Origin of the sequence: Nocardia sp. NPDC003269 (genome assembly GCF_042888005.1) — a bacterium.
GTDB lineage: Bacteria > Actinomycetota > Actinomycetes > Mycobacteriales > Mycobacteriaceae > Nocardia.
Window position 1 is genome coordinate 1,354,432 of record NZ_JBIAPA010000001.1, and the last position, 18,243, is coordinate 1,372,674.

14 protein-coding genes are annotated in these 18,243 nt (G+C 70.7%); 6 read left to right on the forward strand and 8 right to left on the reverse strand.

The window, feature by feature from the left end:
* Positions 1-22 precede the first annotated feature (22 nt).
* On the reverse strand, positions 23-598 hold the full coding sequence (locus ACFYWJ_RS06175) for a TerD family protein (protein ID WP_355275138.1): 576 nt from the start codon (positions 596-598) through the stop codon (positions 23-25).
* Positions 599-790: 192 nt separating this feature from the next.
* On the opposite strand from ACFYWJ_RS06175, the gene ACFYWJ_RS06180 reads away from it, so the two are divergent.
* Genes ACFYWJ_RS06180 through ACFYWJ_RS06195 form a run of 4 tightly spaced genes read left to right on the forward strand, consistent with a single transcriptional unit; the run spans position 791 to position 6,578 of the window.
* Positions 791-2,008, forward strand: coding sequence for a hypothetical protein (locus ACFYWJ_RS06180; RefSeq protein ID WP_355275136.1), 1,218 nt, complete (start codon positions 791-793; stop codon positions 2,006-2,008).
* Positions 2,009-2,050: 42 nt separating this feature from the next.
* Entirely contained in the window at positions 2,051-3,262 is a 1,212-nt protein-coding gene (locus ACFYWJ_RS06185) for an HpcH/HpaI aldolase/citrate lyase family protein (RefSeq protein ID WP_355275134.1), read from the forward strand.
* Positions 3,259-5,736 (forward strand): phosphoribosyltransferase, encoded by a 2,478-nt coding sequence (locus tag ACFYWJ_RS06190; protein ID WP_355275132.1) that lies wholly within the window; start codon positions 3,259-3,261, stop codon positions 5,734-5,736. The genes ACFYWJ_RS06185 and ACFYWJ_RS06190 overlap by 4 nt, the downstream gene beginning before the upstream one ends.
* Positions 5,737-5,774: 38 nt before the next feature.
* Positions 5,775-6,578 (forward strand): HAD family hydrolase, encoded by an 804-nt coding sequence (locus ACFYWJ_RS06195; RefSeq protein WP_355275442.1) that lies wholly within the window; start codon positions 5,775-5,777, stop codon positions 6,576-6,578.
* A 46-nt stretch (positions 6,579-6,624) separates the two neighbouring features.
* On the opposite strand, the gene ACFYWJ_RS06200 is transcribed toward ACFYWJ_RS06195, so the two are convergent.
* From ACFYWJ_RS06200 to ACFYWJ_RS06215, 4 genes are all read right to left on the reverse strand, one after another.
* Entirely contained in the window at positions 6,625-7,674 is a 1,050-nt protein-coding gene (locus ACFYWJ_RS06200; protein ID WP_355275131.1) for an alpha/beta hydrolase family protein, read from the reverse strand.
* 123 nt (positions 7,675-7,797) lie between these two features.
* Positions 7,798-8,562 carry an AIM24 family protein gene (locus ACFYWJ_RS06205; protein WP_355275129.1) on the reverse strand — a complete coding sequence of 255 codons (765 nt, stop codon included), beginning with the start codon at positions 8,560-8,562 and terminating at the stop codon, positions 7,798-7,800.
* 4 nt (positions 8,563-8,566) lie between these two features.
* Positions 8,567-9,271, reverse strand: coding sequence for an AIM24 family protein (locus ACFYWJ_RS06210; RefSeq protein ID WP_355275127.1), 705 nt, complete (start codon positions 9,269-9,271; stop codon positions 8,567-8,569).
* A gap of 9 nt (positions 9,272-9,280) precedes the next feature.
* Positions 9,281-9,904 (reverse strand): AIM24 family protein, encoded by a 624-nt coding sequence (locus tag ACFYWJ_RS06215; RefSeq protein WP_355275125.1) that lies wholly within the window; start codon positions 9,902-9,904, stop codon positions 9,281-9,283.
* Between the two features lie 167 nt (positions 9,905-10,071).
* Between ACFYWJ_RS06215 and ACFYWJ_RS06220 the strand changes: the two genes are divergently transcribed.
* On the forward strand, positions 10,072-11,451 hold the full coding sequence (locus ACFYWJ_RS06220; RefSeq protein ID WP_355275123.1) for a TerD family protein: 1,380 nt from the start codon (positions 10,072-10,074) through the stop codon (positions 11,449-11,451).
* Positions 11,452-11,455: 4 nt separating this feature from the next.
* Positions 11,456-12,982: a TerD family protein gene (locus ACFYWJ_RS06225; RefSeq protein WP_355275121.1), complete on the forward strand. Its 1,527-nt coding sequence runs from the start codon at positions 11,456-11,458 to the stop codon at positions 12,980-12,982.
* Positions 12,983-12,986: 4 nt separating this feature from the next.
* Here the strand turns inward: ACFYWJ_RS06225 and ACFYWJ_RS06230 are convergent, their stop codons facing one another.
* The 3 genes from ACFYWJ_RS06230 to ACFYWJ_RS06240 all read right to left on the reverse strand — a co-directional run bounded on the left by ACFYWJ_RS06230 (position 12,987) and on the right by ACFYWJ_RS06240 (position 18,151).
* The gene (locus ACFYWJ_RS06230; RefSeq protein ID WP_387160982.1) at positions 12,987-14,726 is read right to left on the reverse strand and encodes a glycosyltransferase family 87 protein; all 1,740 of its coding nucleotides are present in this window, start codon (positions 14,724-14,726) and stop codon (positions 12,987-12,989) included.
* A gap of 11 nt (positions 14,727-14,737) precedes the next feature.
* Entirely contained in the window at positions 14,738-16,954 is a 2,217-nt protein-coding gene (locus ACFYWJ_RS06235; RefSeq protein ID WP_355275439.1) for a transglycosylase domain-containing protein, read from the reverse strand.
* Between the two features lie 777 nt (positions 16,955-17,731).
* Complete coding sequence (locus ACFYWJ_RS06240; RefSeq protein WP_218718591.1) at positions 17,732-18,151, reverse strand: DUF5318 domain-containing protein; 420 nt, start codon at positions 18,149-18,151, stop codon at positions 17,732-17,734.
* Positions 18,152-18,243: the final 92 nt, after the last annotated feature.

The window sequence follows — 18,243 nt, forward strand, 5'->3', positions numbered from 1 at the left end:
AGCCCCCTGTTCGCGACGATGACTAGACGTTGACGCCGTAGTCGCGGGCGATACCGGCCAGGCCGGAGGCGTAGCCCTGTCCGATGGCGCGGAACTTCCATTCGGCGCCGTTGCGGTACAGCTCGCCGAAGACCATAGCGGTCTCGGTGGAGGCGTCCTCGGACAGGTCGTAGCGGGCGAGCTCGTTGCCGTTGGCCCGGTCGACGACGCGGATGTAGGCGTTGCGCACCTGGCCGAACGACTGCGAGCGGGTCTCCGCGTCGTAGATCGAGACGGGGAAGAAGATGCTCTCGATGGTCGGCGGGGTGTTGGCCAGGTCGACGTTGATGACCTCGTCGTCGCCCTCGCCCTCACCGGTGGTGTTGTCGCCGGCGTGCTCGATGGCACCCTCGGGGGACTTCAGGTTGTTGAAGAACACGAAGTGCTTGTCGGAGACGACCTTCTTGTCGGCGCCGGTCGCGATCGCGCTGGCGTCGAGGTCGAAGTCGGTGCCGGTGGTGGTGCGCACGTCCCAGCCGAGGCCGACCGCGACCGCGGTCAGGTTCGGGGCCTCTTTGGTCAGCGAGACATTGCCGCCCTTGGACAGACTGACACCCATGCGGGAATCCCTTCGGTTAGTCCGGTGTGTCGTTTCCCAGCATGTCCGAATCGCCGGGTACGGCTACGACAGTAATAGGTTTCGCGGATCTTGCGTAGGAACGAGCTGGAGCCCTGGTGAACGCGGGGAATCTCCTACCATCGGGGCAGTGCGTGGGCGGGTCGCCGCGCGGTTCGGAAAGGGGATGTGCCGGTGACACCTCGCAGACGCGGCTGGTTCAGATCGGGGGCGGACCATGAGTGGATCAGTGGGGCGCGCGCCGCGGCGTCGGCCGCCTTCCTCGACATGGATCGACGGCAGACGGCGGCGGAGGCGGGTGTGGTGGCCAGCGATCAGGTCTTCCCGGACCGCCGGGTCGGCGCGCTCTGGGACCCGGTGCGCGCGCGGTGCTACGCCGCGGCGGGCGCGTACCTGAGTTTCACCGACGAACTCGACGCCGCCGAGGCCGCCGGGACGCCGGTCGCCGACGGCCCGGCCAGGGCCGACGCGCTGGTTCGCCAGCTCAACGAGGCCGCGCGCGGGGTCGACGAGTTCTATCACGCCCGCAGCGCGGAGCTGGCCGAGGCGGCCCGGGTGCGCTCGGCGGTGCCCCAGCTGCTGGCGCAGGTCCGCGATGAGGCCGAGCGCGTGCTCGCGGCGGCGGCGTCGTCCGGCTACGCGTCGTACCCCTCGATCGAGGCCGGTGTAAGGCGACTGAATGAGGCTCTGATCACAGCGTCCACGACCGATCCGCTGGCGGCGGTGGCGGCCGCGCGCACGGTCGCGGCGGAGGTGCAGCAGGCGACGGCGGAGCTGTCGGATGCGTTGGCGCAAGCCCCTTCTCGCGCGTCGGCCGCGGCGAACGCGATCGCCTCGGTGACGACCAGGCTGGCGGCCGTCCGCAACCGGGCCGACGCGCTCGGCCCGGCCTACTCGGCCCTGCTGCGGGAGTTCAACGCTGCGAGTTCGGCGGACTTGACCAACAATGAGCGGGAAAGCCGGCGCGGCATCGACGCCGCGGACACGGCGCTGGTGGGCGCGCGTGTCGCGGCTGCCGATCACGACCCGGAGACCGCCCTTGAATTGACCGCCACCGCGCGCCAGCATCTCGCCGAGGCCGAGCAGTTGGTCGACGCCGTCACCCGGCGCCTCGAACTGTTGCGCGAGGTGCGTGCCGACCCCGATGCGCACGCCCGCACCGTACGATTCCGGCTGCGGGACGCGCAGATGCTCGCGGTCGACCGTGGACTGGTCGGCGAGTGGGGCTCGGTCCTCGACGCGCAGGCCGAACGTCTCGACCGCATCATTTCCGGACTGACGGGTCGTCATCCAGACTATTGGGCGTACGTGTCCGAACTGGATACCGTCGCGGCGTTCATCGCCGGCGTGGTCGACCGCATGAGAAAAACCGCACGAACCGACAGCACGTAGGAACACAGAACATGAGATGGCCCGGAAAATGAGGTGGGGGGAATGACCGCGGGGTACGCCGTCGCGCCGGAGATTTGCCTGCGTAAGCAGGTTCCGCTGCGCCATTTTCGGCAGTTGTGCGGGCCCAGGTCCCGCGAACTCTTCCTGGTCGAACCGGAGCCGATCGTCGGCACCGACGACCGGGAATTACTGGCGACCGCGCTCGGCGCGACGCTGTATGTGCCCGCCACCCGCCCCGATCTGGCCGCCACGATCAGCAGACGGGCGGCGCGCGGCGTCTGCTCGATGGTGATCGACCTCGAGGACGCCGTCGCCGACCACCAGGTGGAGGCCGCCAAGCAGCACGCGGTGGCGACGCTGGATCTGCTCGCGCGCAGCGAGGAACCGAACCCGATGCTGTTCGTGCGGGTGCGTGATCCGCAGACCGTCACCGAGCTGGTCGGCGCGCTCGGGCCGGGCGCCGAGGTGCTCACCGGATTCGTCTTCCCCAAGTTCGACGCCGTCACCGGGCCCGCCTACCTGGCCGCCCTCGACGACGCCCGGCGCACCCTGGACCGCCCGATCTACGGCATGCCGGTGCTCGAATCGGCGAACCTGGTGCACCGCCAGACCCGCGACGAGCAGCTCTCGCGGATCGCCGAGCTGCTCGCCGAACACCGCGACCAGCTGCTCGCGGTGCGCATCGGCGCCACCGACATGTGCTCGACCTTCGGCATCCGCCGCGACCGCGATCTCACGATCTACGACGTGCGCGTGGTCGCCGACGTGATCGCCGACATCGTGAACTACCTGGGCCGCGCCGACGGCACCGGTTTCATCATCACCGGACCGGTGTGGGAGTACTTCGCCGATCACGAGCGGATGTTCCGGCCGCTGCTGCGGACCGCGCCGTTCGAGGAGTCCGACGCGGTGCCGTTCCGGCAGTACCTGGTCAGCCGCGATCTGGACGGCCTGCTGCGCGAGATCACCCTGGACCGCGCCAACGGCATCCAGGGCAAGACGGTGATCCACCCGTCGCACGTGGCGGCGGTGCACGCGCTGTCGGTGGTGACGCACGAGGAGTACGCCGACGCGCTGCACATCATGGAGGCCGACGTCGGCGGCGTCGCGGCCTCGGAGTACCGCAACAAGATGAACGAGATGCGCCCGCACCGCAGTTGGGCCCGCCAGACGCTGGTCCGGGCTCGCGCGTTCGGGGTCGCGAACAAGGGAGTGTCCTTCGTGGATTTGCTGACAGCGATGATCGCCGAATGAGCACGTTCGGCCTCGATCTCGAAACACCGTGGGCGACCGCGAATCTCGGCATCGAACTGCGGCACGGCGAGTCGTTCGCCGCGTCGGCGGCCGAGGACGCGCTGCCGGGCGAACTCTCGATCGCCGCGCTGGTCCAGCCGGGCCTGCGCCGCAATCCGCGCCGGGCGCACCTGCTGGTGTCGACCGTGCTCGGCAAGCACCTGCCCACCGACCCGCGCGTGGTGATCGGCGCCGGCAACCGGCTCGGTGACCTCGTGCGCGCGGTGCTCGGCGACCGCGAACCCGTCGTGCTCGGCTTCGCCGAGACCGCGACGGGTCTCGGCCACTGCGTGGCGGCGCGGATCGGCGCGGGCTGCTACCTGCATTCCACCCGTCGCGAGGTCGAGCGGGCCACCACGCTGACCGGGTTCGAGGAGGGGCATTCGCACGCCACCTCGCACCTGCTCCAGCCCGCGCCCGCCGACATCTTCGTCAACGACCTGCCGCTGGTGCTGGTCGACGACGAGATCTCCACCGGCGACACCGCCATCGACGCCGTGCGCGCCCTGCACGCGTTCGCGCCGCGCTCGCACTACGTGCTCGCCTCGCTGGTCGACATGCGCACCGCCGACGACCGCGCCAAGTTCGAGGCGTTCGCCGCCGAACTCGGCGCCCGCATCGACACCGTGTGCCTGGCGGCGGGCCGCACCGAGCTGCCCGACGGCCTGATCGAGACGGTCACCGCGCTGCCGGAGCCGCAGCTCAATCCGACAGCGGCCCAGCGTGGTTCGTCGGGCCGGATCGAATTGTCCTGGCCCGCCGATGTTCCCGAAGGTGGACGGCACGGCATCCTGAACTCCGATGTCGCCGCGTTCGACGTCGCGCTGACGGCGGCCACCGAGCAGGTGCGGGCGCGCCTCGACGCCGAGTTCGCCGGTCGTCCGGTGATCGTGCTCGGCCACGAGGAACTGATGTACCTGCCGCTGCGGCTGGCCGCCGAGCTGGCGGACGCGGGGACGCCCACTCGCTTCCAGACCACCACGCGCTCACCGGCCTACGTGCTCGACGAGCCCGGCTACCCACTGCGACGTGGCTTCCGGTTCCACGCGCCCGAGCCGGACGCGACCGCTCAGCGCTACCTGTACAACGCGCAGTGGCGAGACAGCGACGCGACGCCGGTGCTGCTGGTCGTCATCGATCCGCCCGCCGACACCGATCAGCTCGTCGCCCCCGACGGTTTGGTCGACGTGCTCACCGCGTCGGGTGCCGATGTGCTGATCGCGGTGCTGCCCGGTGCCGACCCGCGAGCGCTGCACACCGTCAGGGCGTCCGCGGAGCCCGCGTCGGCGGACGGCAGATCAGCGCAGCATGCCCTCCCGCGACCGTTGCACGGCCCCGACTTCGGTTCCTACGCCGCCGACGAGGTGTCGTGGCTGATCAAGGATCTGTCCGGCGCCGACCTGGAAGCCGATGTCGCCGAGCGCGAACGGCGGATCCAGGCGGGTGTCGCCCACTACGCGGAATCGCTGCCCGTCGAATACCAGCCCGACGCCGAGTACCGGGAGCTGTTCGAGCGGGTGCTGGCCGAGAGCGCGGAACGGCTGGCGCTCGCGGTGGCGACGGTGGCCGAGTTGGTCGTCGCCGAGCGCGGCGAGGACATCGTGCTGGTGTCGCTGGCCAGGGCGGGTACGCCGGTCGGTGTGCTCATGCGGCGGTGGCTGGCCAGTGGTGTCGGCAGGCCGAGTCTGACCGTGCCGCACTACGCGGTGTCGATCGTGCGTGATCGCGGCATCGATGCGGTGGCGCTGGATTACCTGGCCCGGCACCATGATCCGGCCTCGATCGTGTTCGTCGACGGCTGGACCGGCAAGGGCGCCATCACCAAGGAGCTCACCGAGGCGCTCGACGCCTATCACGCCGCCGGCGGCGCCCGGTTCGACGACGAGCTGGTCGTGCTCGCCGATCCGGGCAACTCGGTGCGCACCTACGGCACCCGCGACGATTTCCTGATCGCCTCCGCGTGCCTGAATTCCACGGTGTCCGGGCTGGTCTCGCGCACCGTCCTCAACGACACCCTGATCGGCCCCGGCGAGTTCCACGGCGCGAAGTTCTATCGCGAACTCGCCGACGTCGATGTCTCGAACCAGCTGCTCGACGCGGTGACGGCCGCCTTCGGCGCCGTGCGCGATCAGGTGCCGGCCGCGGTCGCCGCGATCCAGGCCTCCGACCGCACCCCCGACTGGTCGGGCTGGGCCTCGGTGGAGCGGGTGCGGGCCGAATATGGTGTCGCGACAGTGAATTTCGTGAAGCCGGGGGTCGGCGAGACGACTCGCGTGCTGCTGCGCCGGGTACCGTGGCGGGTGCTGGTTCGCGAAGCTGATGCTCCCGAGCACGCCCACATCCGCCTGCTCGCGGCCGCGCGCAATGTCCCGGTGGAGGTGGTCCCCGACCTGGCCTACAGCTGCATGGGCCTGATCAAGGAGCTCGATCAGTGACCGCCGACGCGTTGTTCGCCACCGACCTCGATCGCACGATGATCTACTCGCGCAACGGGTTCGGCGGCGCCGACGCGGTGGCGAAGCTGTGTGTGGAGTACTACGAGGGCGAACCGCTGTCGTACATGACCACCACCGCCGTGACCCTGCTGTCCGAACTGGCCGCGGCCGCCCCGGTGATCCCGACGACGACCCGCACGATCGAGCAATTCCAGCGGATCGACCTGCCGGGCGCGCCGTGGCGCTACGCCATCACCAGCAACGGCGGCAACATCCTGGTCGACGGCCTGCCCGACCCGACCTGGCGCGCCGGGATCGACGACAAGGTGCGCGCGTCCGGTGCCACCCTCGCCGAGATCGGCGCCGAATGGCGTTCCCGCATCGACGATTCCTGGGTCACCAAGTACCGGGAGGCCGACGGGCTGTTCTGCTACCTGGTGGTTCGCCCCGAGGCGGTGCCCACCGGCTTCCTCGCCGAATGGGACGCCTGGTGCCGCGCCCGCGGCTGGTCGGCCTCGCAGCAGGGCCGCAAGATCTACACGATGCCGGACGCGGTCTGCAAGAGTCTGGCCGTCGCCGAGGTTCGTCGCAGGCTGACCGACGCCGGTGCGGTGAGCACGGGCGCGACGCTGTTCACCGCGGGCGACGGTGCGCTGGACGCGCCGATGCTGGCCGCGGCCGACGCCGCGATCCGGCCACGGCACGGCGAGCTGGAGGAGCTGGACTTCACGGCGTCCAACCTCACGGTGACCACGACCGCGGGAATTCTCGCCGGGGTGGAGATCCTGGAGTGGTTCCACGCCGCGCTCGAACGCTCGGCGCTGGCCCCCGACCCCGTCTGAGACACGAAAACCCGGGTGCCGCAGCGGCACCCGGGTCTCGTCGACGCTAGGACTCGGGGAACAGGCCCTTCGCCAGCACCGGCCAGGAGGTCTTGAGATCGTCCTGCCAGTAGCCCCACGAGTGGGTGCCGGTATCGCGGTAGACGAAGGTGCCGGGGATGCCCAGCTGATCCAGCCGCGACTGCAGGTTGTGCGAGGACACGAAGATCGCGCCCTCGATCAGCGCGCCGAGCGCGACCGTCTTGGGGGTGTCGGCGGGCTTCTCCATCCGGAACGGGCCGCCCGGCTGATCGTGGATGCCGGGGATACCGGTGCCGGTGGAGACGAAAAGATGCGTGCCGCGCAGCTTCTCGGCGTTCACCAGCGGGTCGTTGGCCACCCACAGCGGTCCGCCGACCGGGCCCCACATGTTCTCGGCGTCGCCGCCGCCGTACAGCTCGACGGTCAGTTTCACCGCCTGCTGGCCCGCCGGGTCGCTGACCTGGGTGAGCCCGCTGTACACCGCGGCGCTGCGGAACAGGCCGGGCTTGGCGATCGCCAGGTTCAGCACGGGAATGCCCGACATCGACAGGCCCGCGATGGCGTTGACGCCGTTGGTGCCCAGCGCCGCGTCGATCAGCGGGGGCAGTTCCTCGGCGATGTAGGTCTGCCACTTGTTCACACCGAGCACCGGATCGGGGTTGATCCAGTCGGTATAGAACGTCCACGCGCCGCCGATGATCTGCACGACGTTGACGTCCTTGTCGGCCAGGAAGCTCAGCGCGTCGGTGCGCAGCTGCCAGGAGGCGCGGTCGACGCCGCCGCCCGCGCCGTTGAGCAGGTACAGCGCGGGCTTGGGGACGGAGGTGTCGGCCGGGCGCTGGATGTCGACCGGGAAGGTCTTGTCCATCGCCGCGGAGTGCACGTACAGGCGCAGGTGCCGGGCGTCGGTGACCTCCATCTTCTCGATGAAGGAACCGTTGGGCGCGGTCACCGCGTCGATGTCGACGCCGGGTGCGGTGGCGGGCGCCGCCGTCGCCGGGATGCCGGTGATGATCGACGCGGTGACGGCGCACAGTGCCGCCGCCACGATCCGTCGGATGCTGCGACGCTGCACTGCGCCCACTCCTCTGATCGAGCTCGTGCCGACCCGTTCTCTCGGCGGTGCCCACCGTAGCGGCCGGGTGGGACCCGCCGTCAGGTTTTGGCGCGTTCTCGTTTCAGAATTGCGGGAGTGGACTCAGTAGTGCTGCTGCTGGCCCTGCAGCTGCTGGGCGATCACGCCCTGGATGCGCTGCAATCCGCCGACGGTGATGCCGCTCTGGAGCTGGCCCTCGATCGTCCGGACCAGGGCCTGGTCGCTCATCACCTTCTCCGACGACTGGATCAGCACGGTGCCGGCTCCGGTGAAGTCGAACTGGCGCTCCTCGCCCGAGTTCGCGCCCATCCTGGCCGCGCCCGCCGCCAGGAAGCTGCCGATCCAGCCCTGGTCGAAATGGTGGCTGGGGGAGGGGCAGTCGGCCCAGCCGACCAGCGCCTCGGGGTCGACCCGCAGCGGCGGCTCGGCGAACATCACCGGGCCGTTGGAGGAGGCGAGGAACTTGCCGGTGCCGATCAGGGTGAGGAACCCGGGCACGATCGACTGCTTGAGCGCCAGGCCCGGCTCGAAGGCGAGCAGGTTGGCGCCCCGGATGGTGAGGTTGCCGTCCTCGAGGTCATAGGAATTGATGTCGTAGCCGCGGTCGCCGATGATCAGCTTGCCGTGGCCCTCGGCCACCACGTAGTCACCGGCGAACAGCGGCGCGGAGAACTGGCTGCTCACCATGTGCATCATGTTGCCCTGCAGGCCGTGGGTGAGCATCTGGAACTGGATCTGGCCGTAGTAGGCGATCATCGCGCCCTTGCGCATGAACCACGGGCCGGTCAGGTCGATGCAGTAGGCGTAGCTGTTGCCCGGAATGTTGTCGCTGGCACCGAGAGTCATCGGGGAATGGATCTGGCTCATCGGCTCACAACTTCTCTTCGGAGGCCTGCACGAATACGACACCCTGTCCGTGGCAATGCAACTGCATCGCCTCGCCCGCGCCACGGCCGACCGCGTCGCGCCAGCTCATCGCCGACTTCAGCTCGGTCTGCACATTTCCGTACGCCGCCACGAACGCCTGCGGATCGACGATCACCGGATTCGGCCCGCCCACTTGCAGTTCCAGGAATCCGCCGTGCGCCAGCAGTACCGCGGCGCCCTGGCCGCTGAGCTGGGTGGTGAACATGCCCTGGCCGGTCACGACACCCGCCGCGGCGCCACGCAGCGCGCCCATGAGGCCGCCACCGCCTCCGCCGCCGCTACCACCGGAACTGGCCACCGAGACCACCGAGGACTGCAGCCCCGCGGTGTTGGCCAGCAGGCGCGACGCCTCGACCCGCAGCACCGCGCCCTGCTGCATCTGCACCACGTGCACCTCGAGCCCGGCGAATCCGTAATGGACGGTGCCGTTTCCACGCGCCAGCATGGTGCGCTCGTGCTCGCCCGCCATCATCGCGCCCGCCATCCGCATCAGGCCGCCGCCGCCCATGCCGGGACCGGCGCCGGGGATCTGGTGCGGCGCGAACGCGACCTGGCCCTGGTAGAACAGCATCGCGCCGGTCCGGGCGACGACGCCGCCCGCCTGGCCGACGTCGACCTTGACGACCTTGCCGTTGATCTTCTCGAACATCGCCGTTGCCTACCGTTCCGCCGGCTGGATCAGCACGACACCCTGGCCGTCCCACCGCAGCGAGAAGGCCTCGCCCGCGTCCTGGCCGACCATGGTGCGCCAGGAGACATCGGTGACGAAGGACTGGTTGAGGTTGCCGCGGGCCGCGACGAACGCGTCCGGGTCCACGATCAGCGGATACTGCGGCGAGACCTCGAGATGGATGAGCGGGCCGCCCGCCGACAGCAGCGCCACCTGGCCCTGCCCGCTGACGGTGGTGGTGAACAGGCCGCTGCCCGCCGACATCCCGCCGACGCCGGCGAAGCGCACGTCGGTGCGCAGATTGCCCGCGAAGGCGAGCAACTGCTGCGACTCGACCTGCAGCGTGTCGTTGTTCAGGTCGACCACGGTGACGTTCTGGCCGTTCACCGCGAAGAAGACGCGGCCGTTGCCGGTGCATTCCATCAGGGACAGTTTCTCGCCGGTGGCGCGGCGCTTGAGGCCGGACAGCACGCCCTCGCCCCCGCCGAACCCGGCCGACTTGAACTGCACATTGCCTTCGTAGGCGACCATCGAGCCGGAGATCGCGCGGATACTGGTCCCCGCGAGGTGGGCCTCGATCACCTTCTTCGATTGTTCGAACAGCTGCGCCATGACGGCCCTGGGGTCCCCTCTGAACAGGCGGGTGGAATGCCCGATACGTACTGCGTGGACACCCTAACCGATCGATCGGGCACGCGCCGTGGCTGCGGAGCGCGGACGCTCGTCGCCGCTTTCTCGTAGAGTGGCAGACGACCGCACCGACAAGCGAAGGGTCGAACTTGTCTGCAACACTCGCCAAGGGCCAGAACGGTCCACTGGCCGTCAGTGACGTGGTGATCTCGCTCCAGCTCACGGCACCGGCCGATCTGTCCGCGCTGCTCGTGACCGAGCAGGGCAAGGTCCGCACGGATGCCGACTTCGTCTTCTACAACCAGCCGAGCGGGCCCGGTGTCGACCTGCGCCCCGGACCGGCGGGTCAGGCGGCCTCCCTTGCGGTTTCGCTGCCCGCGGTGCCCGCCGACATCGACCAGATCCGCGCGGTCATCACCCTCGACGACGCGAACAGCAACTTCGGCCGGTTCGCCCCGCCCACCGCGATCGTCTCCGACGCCGCCGGTAACCAGCTGTTCGAGTACCGGATCGACGGGCTCGCCGCCGAGTCGATCGTGATCGCGCTGGAGCTGTACCGCCGTCAAGGCAGCTGGAAGGTCCGCGCGGTCGGCCAGGGCTACGCCGGTGGCTTCGCCGCGCTGGTCACCGATCACGGTGTGCAGGTGGACGATTCGCCCGCGCCCGCCGCCGCCGCGCCGCAGCAGGCCCCGCCGCCGCAGCAGGCCGCGCCGCAGCAGGCTCCGCCGCCGCCCGCCTACCCGGCGCAGGCCGCGCCGAGCTACCCGCCGCAGCAGGCCCCCGCCTACGCGCCGCCCGGTGGTGGCTACCCGCCGCCGCCCGGTCCGGCGCAGCAGCCGCCCGGCGCGGGGTACCCGCCGCCGCCCGGTCCCGGCCCCGGCTACCCGCCGCCGGCGCAGGCCGCGCCGCCGCAGCAGCCGGCCGGTGAGGTCAGCCTGAGCAAGGATCGCCCGGTCAGCCTGCAGAAGGGGCAGCGCGTCACGCTCCGCAAGGAGGGCGGCGCCGCGCTCACCTTCGTCAAGATGGGCCTCGGCTGGGACCCGGTGCGCACCCGCGGCATGTTCGGCAACCGCACCGTCGACATCGACCTCGACGCCTCGGTCTGCCTGTTCGCCGACAACAACCTCGTCGACGTCGCCTACTACGGCCAGCTGTCGTCCAAGGACGGCTCGGTGCGCCACCAGGGTGACAACCTGACCGGTGAGGGCGAGGGCGACGACGAGATGATCCTGGTCGACCTCACCAGGATTCCCGCGCACATCTCCACGCTGCTGTTCATCGTCACCTCGTACAAGGGGCACACCTTCGAGCAGGTGCAGAACGCGTTCTGCCGCTTGATCGACGGCGCCAACAACGGCGAGCTCGCCCGCTACACCCTCGCGGGCGGCATGCCGTTCACGGCGATGGCGATGGCCAAGGTGTACCGGGTCGGCGCCGACTGGAAGATGCAAGCGCTGGGTGAGGGCTTCCAGGCCAAGCATCCCGGCGAAGCCGTGCCGCAGCTCGGCCGGTTCCTCGGCAGAGAGTGAAATATTGATTCACCTGAAGGCGGGGCAGAACATCGCGCTGTCCGCCGGCACCGTGCGCTTCACCGCGCAGACCACCGGCACCGTCGAACTCGGCGCGCTGGTGGTGGACGAGAACCTGCGGGTGCGCGACGAGCACGATCACGTGTGCGCGTCGCGGCCCGAGGCTCCCGGCGTCACCTTCACCGGTGGCGCGGTGGACCTGGCGCTGACGCAGGTCAGGTCGGACGCGAACGCCGTGCTGCTCTACGTCGCCGCCGGGCACGTGCTCGGCGGCGTCACCGCGACGCTGGCCGAGAACGGTGCGCCCACCGCCGAATTCGTGATCGCGCCGACCGCGGGGGAGAGCGCGCTGATCTGCCTCGAGGTGTATCGGCGCGGTGGCGGCTGGAAGCTGCGCGCACTGGGTCAGGGGTACGACGGCGGGGCGGCGCAGCTGCTGCCCGCGCACGGCGTGCCCGCCCCGGTGACCCCGCGCGCGACCGCGCCGACCGAGACGGTCGAGCGGCCCGCCGCCCCCGCCTCGCCCGGGGTGCCGCTGGAGGTCGACCACGGCCTGCAGCGGATGTGGATGATCTTCGAGGACGCGGCCCGCTCGGCGGCCGCCCTGCTCTCCGCTCGCGACTACGCCGCGAACCGGCTGGATCAGGAACTGTCCGACGCGGTGTCGAACCCGGCCACCCGCAACACCCCGGCCGCCGACGCCGCGCGCACCGCCGCGCAGCGCCGCCACGACGAGCTGGTCGGGGTCGCCGACGGGAACCATCGGCGCGACAGCGACCAGCTCGGTCGCGAGATCGCCGAGGCCGACGCGGTGATGCCCGCCGCGCTGGCGTCCTGGCTGGCCCCGGCCTGGACGACGAAAGCCGTACGCAGCGACGGTATCCGGCTCGGCGAGCTGTACGCCCTCGATCGCGGCGCGCTGCGCGTGCCGTATTGCGTTCCGGTGCCGCTGAATCGGCCGCTGTGGGTCGACACCGAATCCAGCGCCGCCGCGTCCCGCGTGGTCGGTGCCCTGGTGGCCCGGCTCGTCGCGGCGCAGCCGGACAAGCCGACCCGGGTCGACCTGATCGACCTCACCGGCGGTCTGCGCGGCCTCGCCGCGCCGCTCGCGCCGCTGCTCGCCGGACCGGTGATCGGCGATCACGCCGACATCCCCGCGCGTCTCGGTGAACTCGCGCACGCGGCCGAGCTCGCCGAGATCGCGTACAACAGTGGCCAAGCCGTGCCGCCCGCCGAGCACCGGATTCTCGTCGCGGCCGACTTCCCGCACGGCTACCAGGCCGCCGACGTGGTGCGCCTCGGCCAGCTGATGGTGCGCGGCGACCTGATCGGGCTGTCGCTGGTGATCGTCGGCAGCGGTTCCGGCGACTTCGGGGACGGGCCGCTCACGCTGCTCTCGCAATCGTGCAGGCACCTGCCCACGGTGCCGGGTACCCCGCTGTTCGATCCGTGGACCGGCAACGCCTGGGAACTCGACCTGGACATGCTCCCGGCCGAACCCGAACTCCAGGCGCGCTACCTGCGGATGTAGCCGGTCACTCGACCATCGCGGCGGGCCGCGAACTGGTGCACGCCTGCCGGGGGCGCAGGAACTCCGGCAGCCACGGCAGCAGCGGGTCGGGGGCGCGGTCCAGCACGCCGCCCGCCGGATCGTCGACGAAGTCGCGGCGCACCAGGTCGTCCTGTGGGCGCAGGATCTCGTGCACGACCAGCGCGCACAGCCCGAGGACGGCCAGATCGCGCAGCACCACGGTGCCGGTGAACCACTGCTCGGGCAGGCCCTTGGCGTCCTCGCCGAGGTAGTAGTACATCCGGGGCACCCAGACGAGTGCGTCGATCGTCATCCAGGCCAGCAGGATGCGCCGATGCGGCAGCGCGAGTACGGCCAGCGGGACCAGCCACAGCGAGTACTGCGGGCTCCACACCTTGTTCGTCAGCAGGAAGGCGGCGACGACCAGGAAGCACAGCTGGGCCACGCGCGGACGGCGGGCCGCCGTGAGCGCCAGATAGGCGATGCCAGCGCAGGCGAGCAGGAACAGCAGCAGCGAGACGGTGTTGAGCACCGTCGGCGGTTCGCCGTGCGCGAGCTCACCGTCGAACCCACCCCAGCCGGTGAACGAGGTGATCACGTTGTAGATCGAGTCCGGGTCGGCGTGCCGGGTGGTGTTGAGCCGGAAGAACTCTCGCCAGCCGTCCGGGTACAGCACGGCGATCGGCAGGTTCACCGCGATCCAGGTCCCGGCCGCGGCGAGGATGGCGAGCACGGCCGCGCCGACCGGGCGCAGCGCGAACAGGTGGGTCCTGGCCGGGGTCTCCCGGAGCCAGGTGCGGGCGCTGTCGATGCTGTCGACGTCGCGCAGGCGCAGACCCGCGCGGGCGGCGGGCTGGCGCTGCATCGGGTCGGCGCGCAGGCACAGCACCAGGATCGGGCCGAGCAGCAGCAGCGGGTACAGTTTCGCGGCGCCGCCGAGACCGAGCAGCACGCCGGCCAGGACCGGCTTGCGCCGCGCCCAGGCCAGCAGGCCGGTGGCCGCGAAAGCCGTTGCCAGCGCGTCGAAGTTGGTGAACGCGTGCACGATCACCAACGGCGACACCGCGATCAGCGCCGCGTCCCAGACCCGCCGCCCGGCTAGTCGCGACGACGCCCACACGGTGATCAGCCAGCCCACCGACAGCCCGAGCGCGACGACGTTGAAATACACCACCACCGACAGCGCGCCCGGCAGCGGCAGGTGGTCCCAGACGTTGCCGAGCTGCATTGCCACGTACTGGTACAGGCCCGAAAGCACCGGATACTCCATGTATCTGGTCTCGGTGCCGCCGTCGGGGGTGGACTCGGTCCAGGACTTCTTGTACGGGAACGCGCCCTCGTTGAGCCGTTCGGCGCCGTAGAGCGGCACCGTGTCCGAGTAGCACATGGCCACGTACTGACGGCCGTTGTTCCAGTCGAGCATCAGCCCGCCGGCGCCGTCGGAGGTCTGCTGGATGCAGCCCGCCTTCGCCGTCCAGCCGAGGGCGAGGAACACCACGGTGAAGGCGAACATCACCCGCAGCGGCGTCCAGAACCGCACCCGGCCGATCAGCGCGTGATCGCCGACCGGGCCGCCGATCACGGTCGACAGCTGCGCGGTCAGCGAATCGTTGCGGCTGGGCCGGTCTCGCGCGTCGATCGAGCGCAGGTCGGGGGCCAGCTGGGCGGGCGCGACGTACTGCACTTCGCGGCCGGGCCGGGTACCACTCGACGCCGGCTGGTCCGCGAGTTGCTGATCGGTCACGACATCCGAGGCTACCGGGATCTGGTCGGCGTGGTGCCTCCGCCGCCCTCGGTGCCGTTCGCGCCCGCGCCCGGCCGGGTGCTGTTGCTGTTCCCGTTGCCGTTGCTGTTGGTCGGCGGGGAGCCGTCCGCGGGCGCGGTCGGCTGACCCGGCAGCGGGCCGGTGGTCGTCTCCGGGGTCTGCTGCGAGGGCTGCTGACCGGCGGGCTGCTGCACACCGGGCACCGGGATCCGGATGCCGGGCAGGATCTCGACCTGCGAGGGCACGATCACCGGCGGGGCGAGCGTCGGCGCTGTGGTCGACGGGGCGGTGTAGGGCGCCGACCATTCCGGCACGCCCGCCTGGCCCTTGATCGGGGCGGGCTTGGGGAACGACTCGTTCGACGTGCCGGACAGCGCGCCGTCCATCGTCGCCTTCCAGATGTCCGACGGTAGACCGGAACCGTAGATGCTGCCGCCGCCGTAGTTGCGCAGCGGATCGCCCTGCTCGGTGCCGACCCAGACCGCGGTCGACAGCGACGGGGTGTAACCGACCATCCAGGCGTCGCGGTTGTTGCCGGTGTCGCCGAGCTGGTGGGTACCGGTCTTGGAGGCCGACTCGCGGCCGCCCGCCAGGTTGTGGTTGCGCGAGTACGCCGCGATCGGCTTCATCGCCGCGGTGACGTTGTCGGCCACCGCCGCGCTCACCCGCTGCTCACCGGCGGGCTCGCCGCGATCGAGCAGCACCTGGCCGTCGGCGGTCACCACCCGCTGCACGAAGTGCGGGGCGTGGTACATGCCCGAGGCCGCCAGCGTGGCGTAGGCCGACGCCATGTCCAGCGGCCGCGACTGGTACTGGCCGAGGATGATGCCGTTGTTCGGGCCTGCGCCGTTGGGCTCGGTCAGGGTCTTGCCGATGCCGGGCAGCTCCTCGGGGATACCGAGCTTGTGACCCATGTCGGCGACCTTCTGCGGGCCGTTCTGCATGTCCAGCTGCATGCGGTAGAAGCTGGTGTTCAGCGACCGCTTGAGCGCCTCGGCGATGGTGCACATGCCACAGGACTCGCCCTCGACATTGCCGATCTGGATGCCGTTGACGGTGATCGGCGAGCTGTCGTACAGCTGCGAGAGCGGGATGCCCAGCTCGAGGTTGGCGGCCAGGCCGATCACCTTGAACGAGGAGCCCGTCGGCAGGCCGGCGTTGGCGAAGTCGAAGCCCTGGCCGTCCTCACCGCCGTAGTAGGCGCGCACCGCGCCGGTGCGCGGGTCGACCGAGACCACCGCGGTCCGCAGGTTCTCCGGCTCGCCCTGCAGCTTGGACTGCGCGGCGTTGACCGCGGCCGCCTGCGCCTTGGGGTCGATCGTGGTGGTGATCTGCAGGCCCTCGGTGTTGAGCTGCTGCTCGCTGATGCCCGCCGCGGACAGTTCCTTGAGCACCTGGTTCTTCACCAGGCCGCCCGGACCCTCGTCCTGGTCGCCCTCGTTGAGCGAGGCCAGCGTGACCACCTGCGGGTACTGCATCGAGGCCCGCTCGGTCGCGTTCAGGTTGTTGCCGCTGACCATGCCGTCGAGCACGTAGTTCCAGCGGGTCTTGGCGCCCTCGGGGTTCTTCTCCGGGTCGAGCAGCGAGGGCAGCTGGATGGTCGCGGCCAGCACGGCGCCCTCGGCCACGGTCAGCTCCTGCACCGGCTTGCCGAAGTAGGACTTGGCCGCCGCGTCGATGCCGTACGCGCCACGACCGAAGTAGATGGTGTTCAGGTAGGCGGCGAGGATGTCTTCCTTGCTCCACTGGCGGGCCATCTTGGCCGAGATGACCAGCTCGTGCATCTTGCGGGTCATCGACCGCTCGTCACCGACCAGCGCGTTCTTCACGTACTGCTGGGTGATGGTGGAGCCACCACCGGCGCTTTCCTTGCCGAGGATGTTGTCGCGGGCGGCGCGGGCGAAGCCCGACACCGAGAAGCCCGGGTTGGTGTAGAAGTCGCGGTCCTCGGCCGCGATCACGGCATTGCGCACGTGCGGCGGGATCTGATCGATCGAGACCTCGGTGCGGTTGCCCTGCGGCGGGACCACCTTGCTGATCTCGGTGGAACCGTCGTTGGCGTAGATCATCGCGACCTGGTTGGTTTCCAGATCGCCCGGCTTGGGTACCGAAACCGTGGTGTAGGCGACGAGGAACACCGCGCTCGGTACGACGATGGCGAGCGCCATCAGCACGTACATGGTCCGGCGAATGGCCCGCCACGGCATTTTCCTCACCGAACCACCCTTACCGGAGCCGTCGTCGCCCCCGCCACCATCGCGGCGGTTGCGTGGCCCACTCGGCGGTGGGGTGCCGCCTGCGCCGGTGGCGCGGCGTTCGCCGGTGGTCGGCCCACCGGGACGGCGACCGGCGCCGGGGCGCGCGGTCGTGGCCGAGGCACCCGTTCGGGGGCCCCGGTTCAGGTCGTCACGGACGGGCCTGCCGCCGTCGGGATGACTCGCCCGCGTGGTCGACTCGTCGTGCCCGGGACGCGGAAGCTTCTGGGTGGCGCCGGCCGCGGGCGGCCCGGCGGGGCGACCCGGCTGCGCGGGCCTGCCCTGCGGCGGCCTGCCCTGGTTGGGTCCACCCTGGTTCGGTCCGCCCTGCGGGCCACCGGGGCGCTGCTGCGGCGGCCCGGGACGACGCGGCGGCATGCCGCCCGGCGGCGGCGCCTGTCGGTTCGGCGGCGGTCCGCCCTGCGGACCACGTCCACCGGGCGCGGGACCGCGTCCGTTCTGGGGGCCCGGCCCGGCGGGCGGCATCGGCCGGCGCGGCGGCGGGCCCTGCCGGTTACCCGGCTGGGGAGGGAGACCCGGCTGTGAACCCCGAGCCGGGCGGCCGCCGTGCGGATCATCGCCGAAGGGGGAGGACTCGTAGGGCGAACTCACTGACCAGATCTCCATAACTCGTAAGGTTCAACCGGCACACGACATCCGCGCCGGAGAACCGGCGCGGATACCTTGCACCCCGAACTGTGGCGCCTCGAGCGGTGCCCCGCAGCCCCGTCACTCGGCCGCAGAACGCCGCCCCGCTCGCGAACTCGTCCGGCGCCGGGCCGGCGCGGGCGCCGAACCGAGCACATACGACTGCACCAGGTGGTTCCAGCTGCACGAGCGGCACACCTCGACGACATGCACCGAGAACTCCTCGCTCGACTCTGCCATCCGGATCAGCTCCTCGGGCGTCCGCGCGGAGCCGGCCGCCTGGCCGAGTCCGTCCCCGTACACCCACGACACCAAGGTCAGCTGCTCTTTCCGGCAGATCGGGCAGGTCACCTCGCTACCCCGGCCGTGGAACTTGGCGGCCCGGAGCAGGTACGGATTCGCGTCGCACACCTCGGCGACACCGACCCGGCCCGCGTAGACGTCAGCGAGCAGCGACCTGCGCCGGAGCGCATAGTCGACTACCTGCCGCTGAATTCGCACGATCACCAGAGTAGCCGGGATTGATTTGCGGTGCCGGTGGCACCGCTGCATCCGCGCTCTCGTCGTAAACTCCCGATACCGGGGTCGGCCCG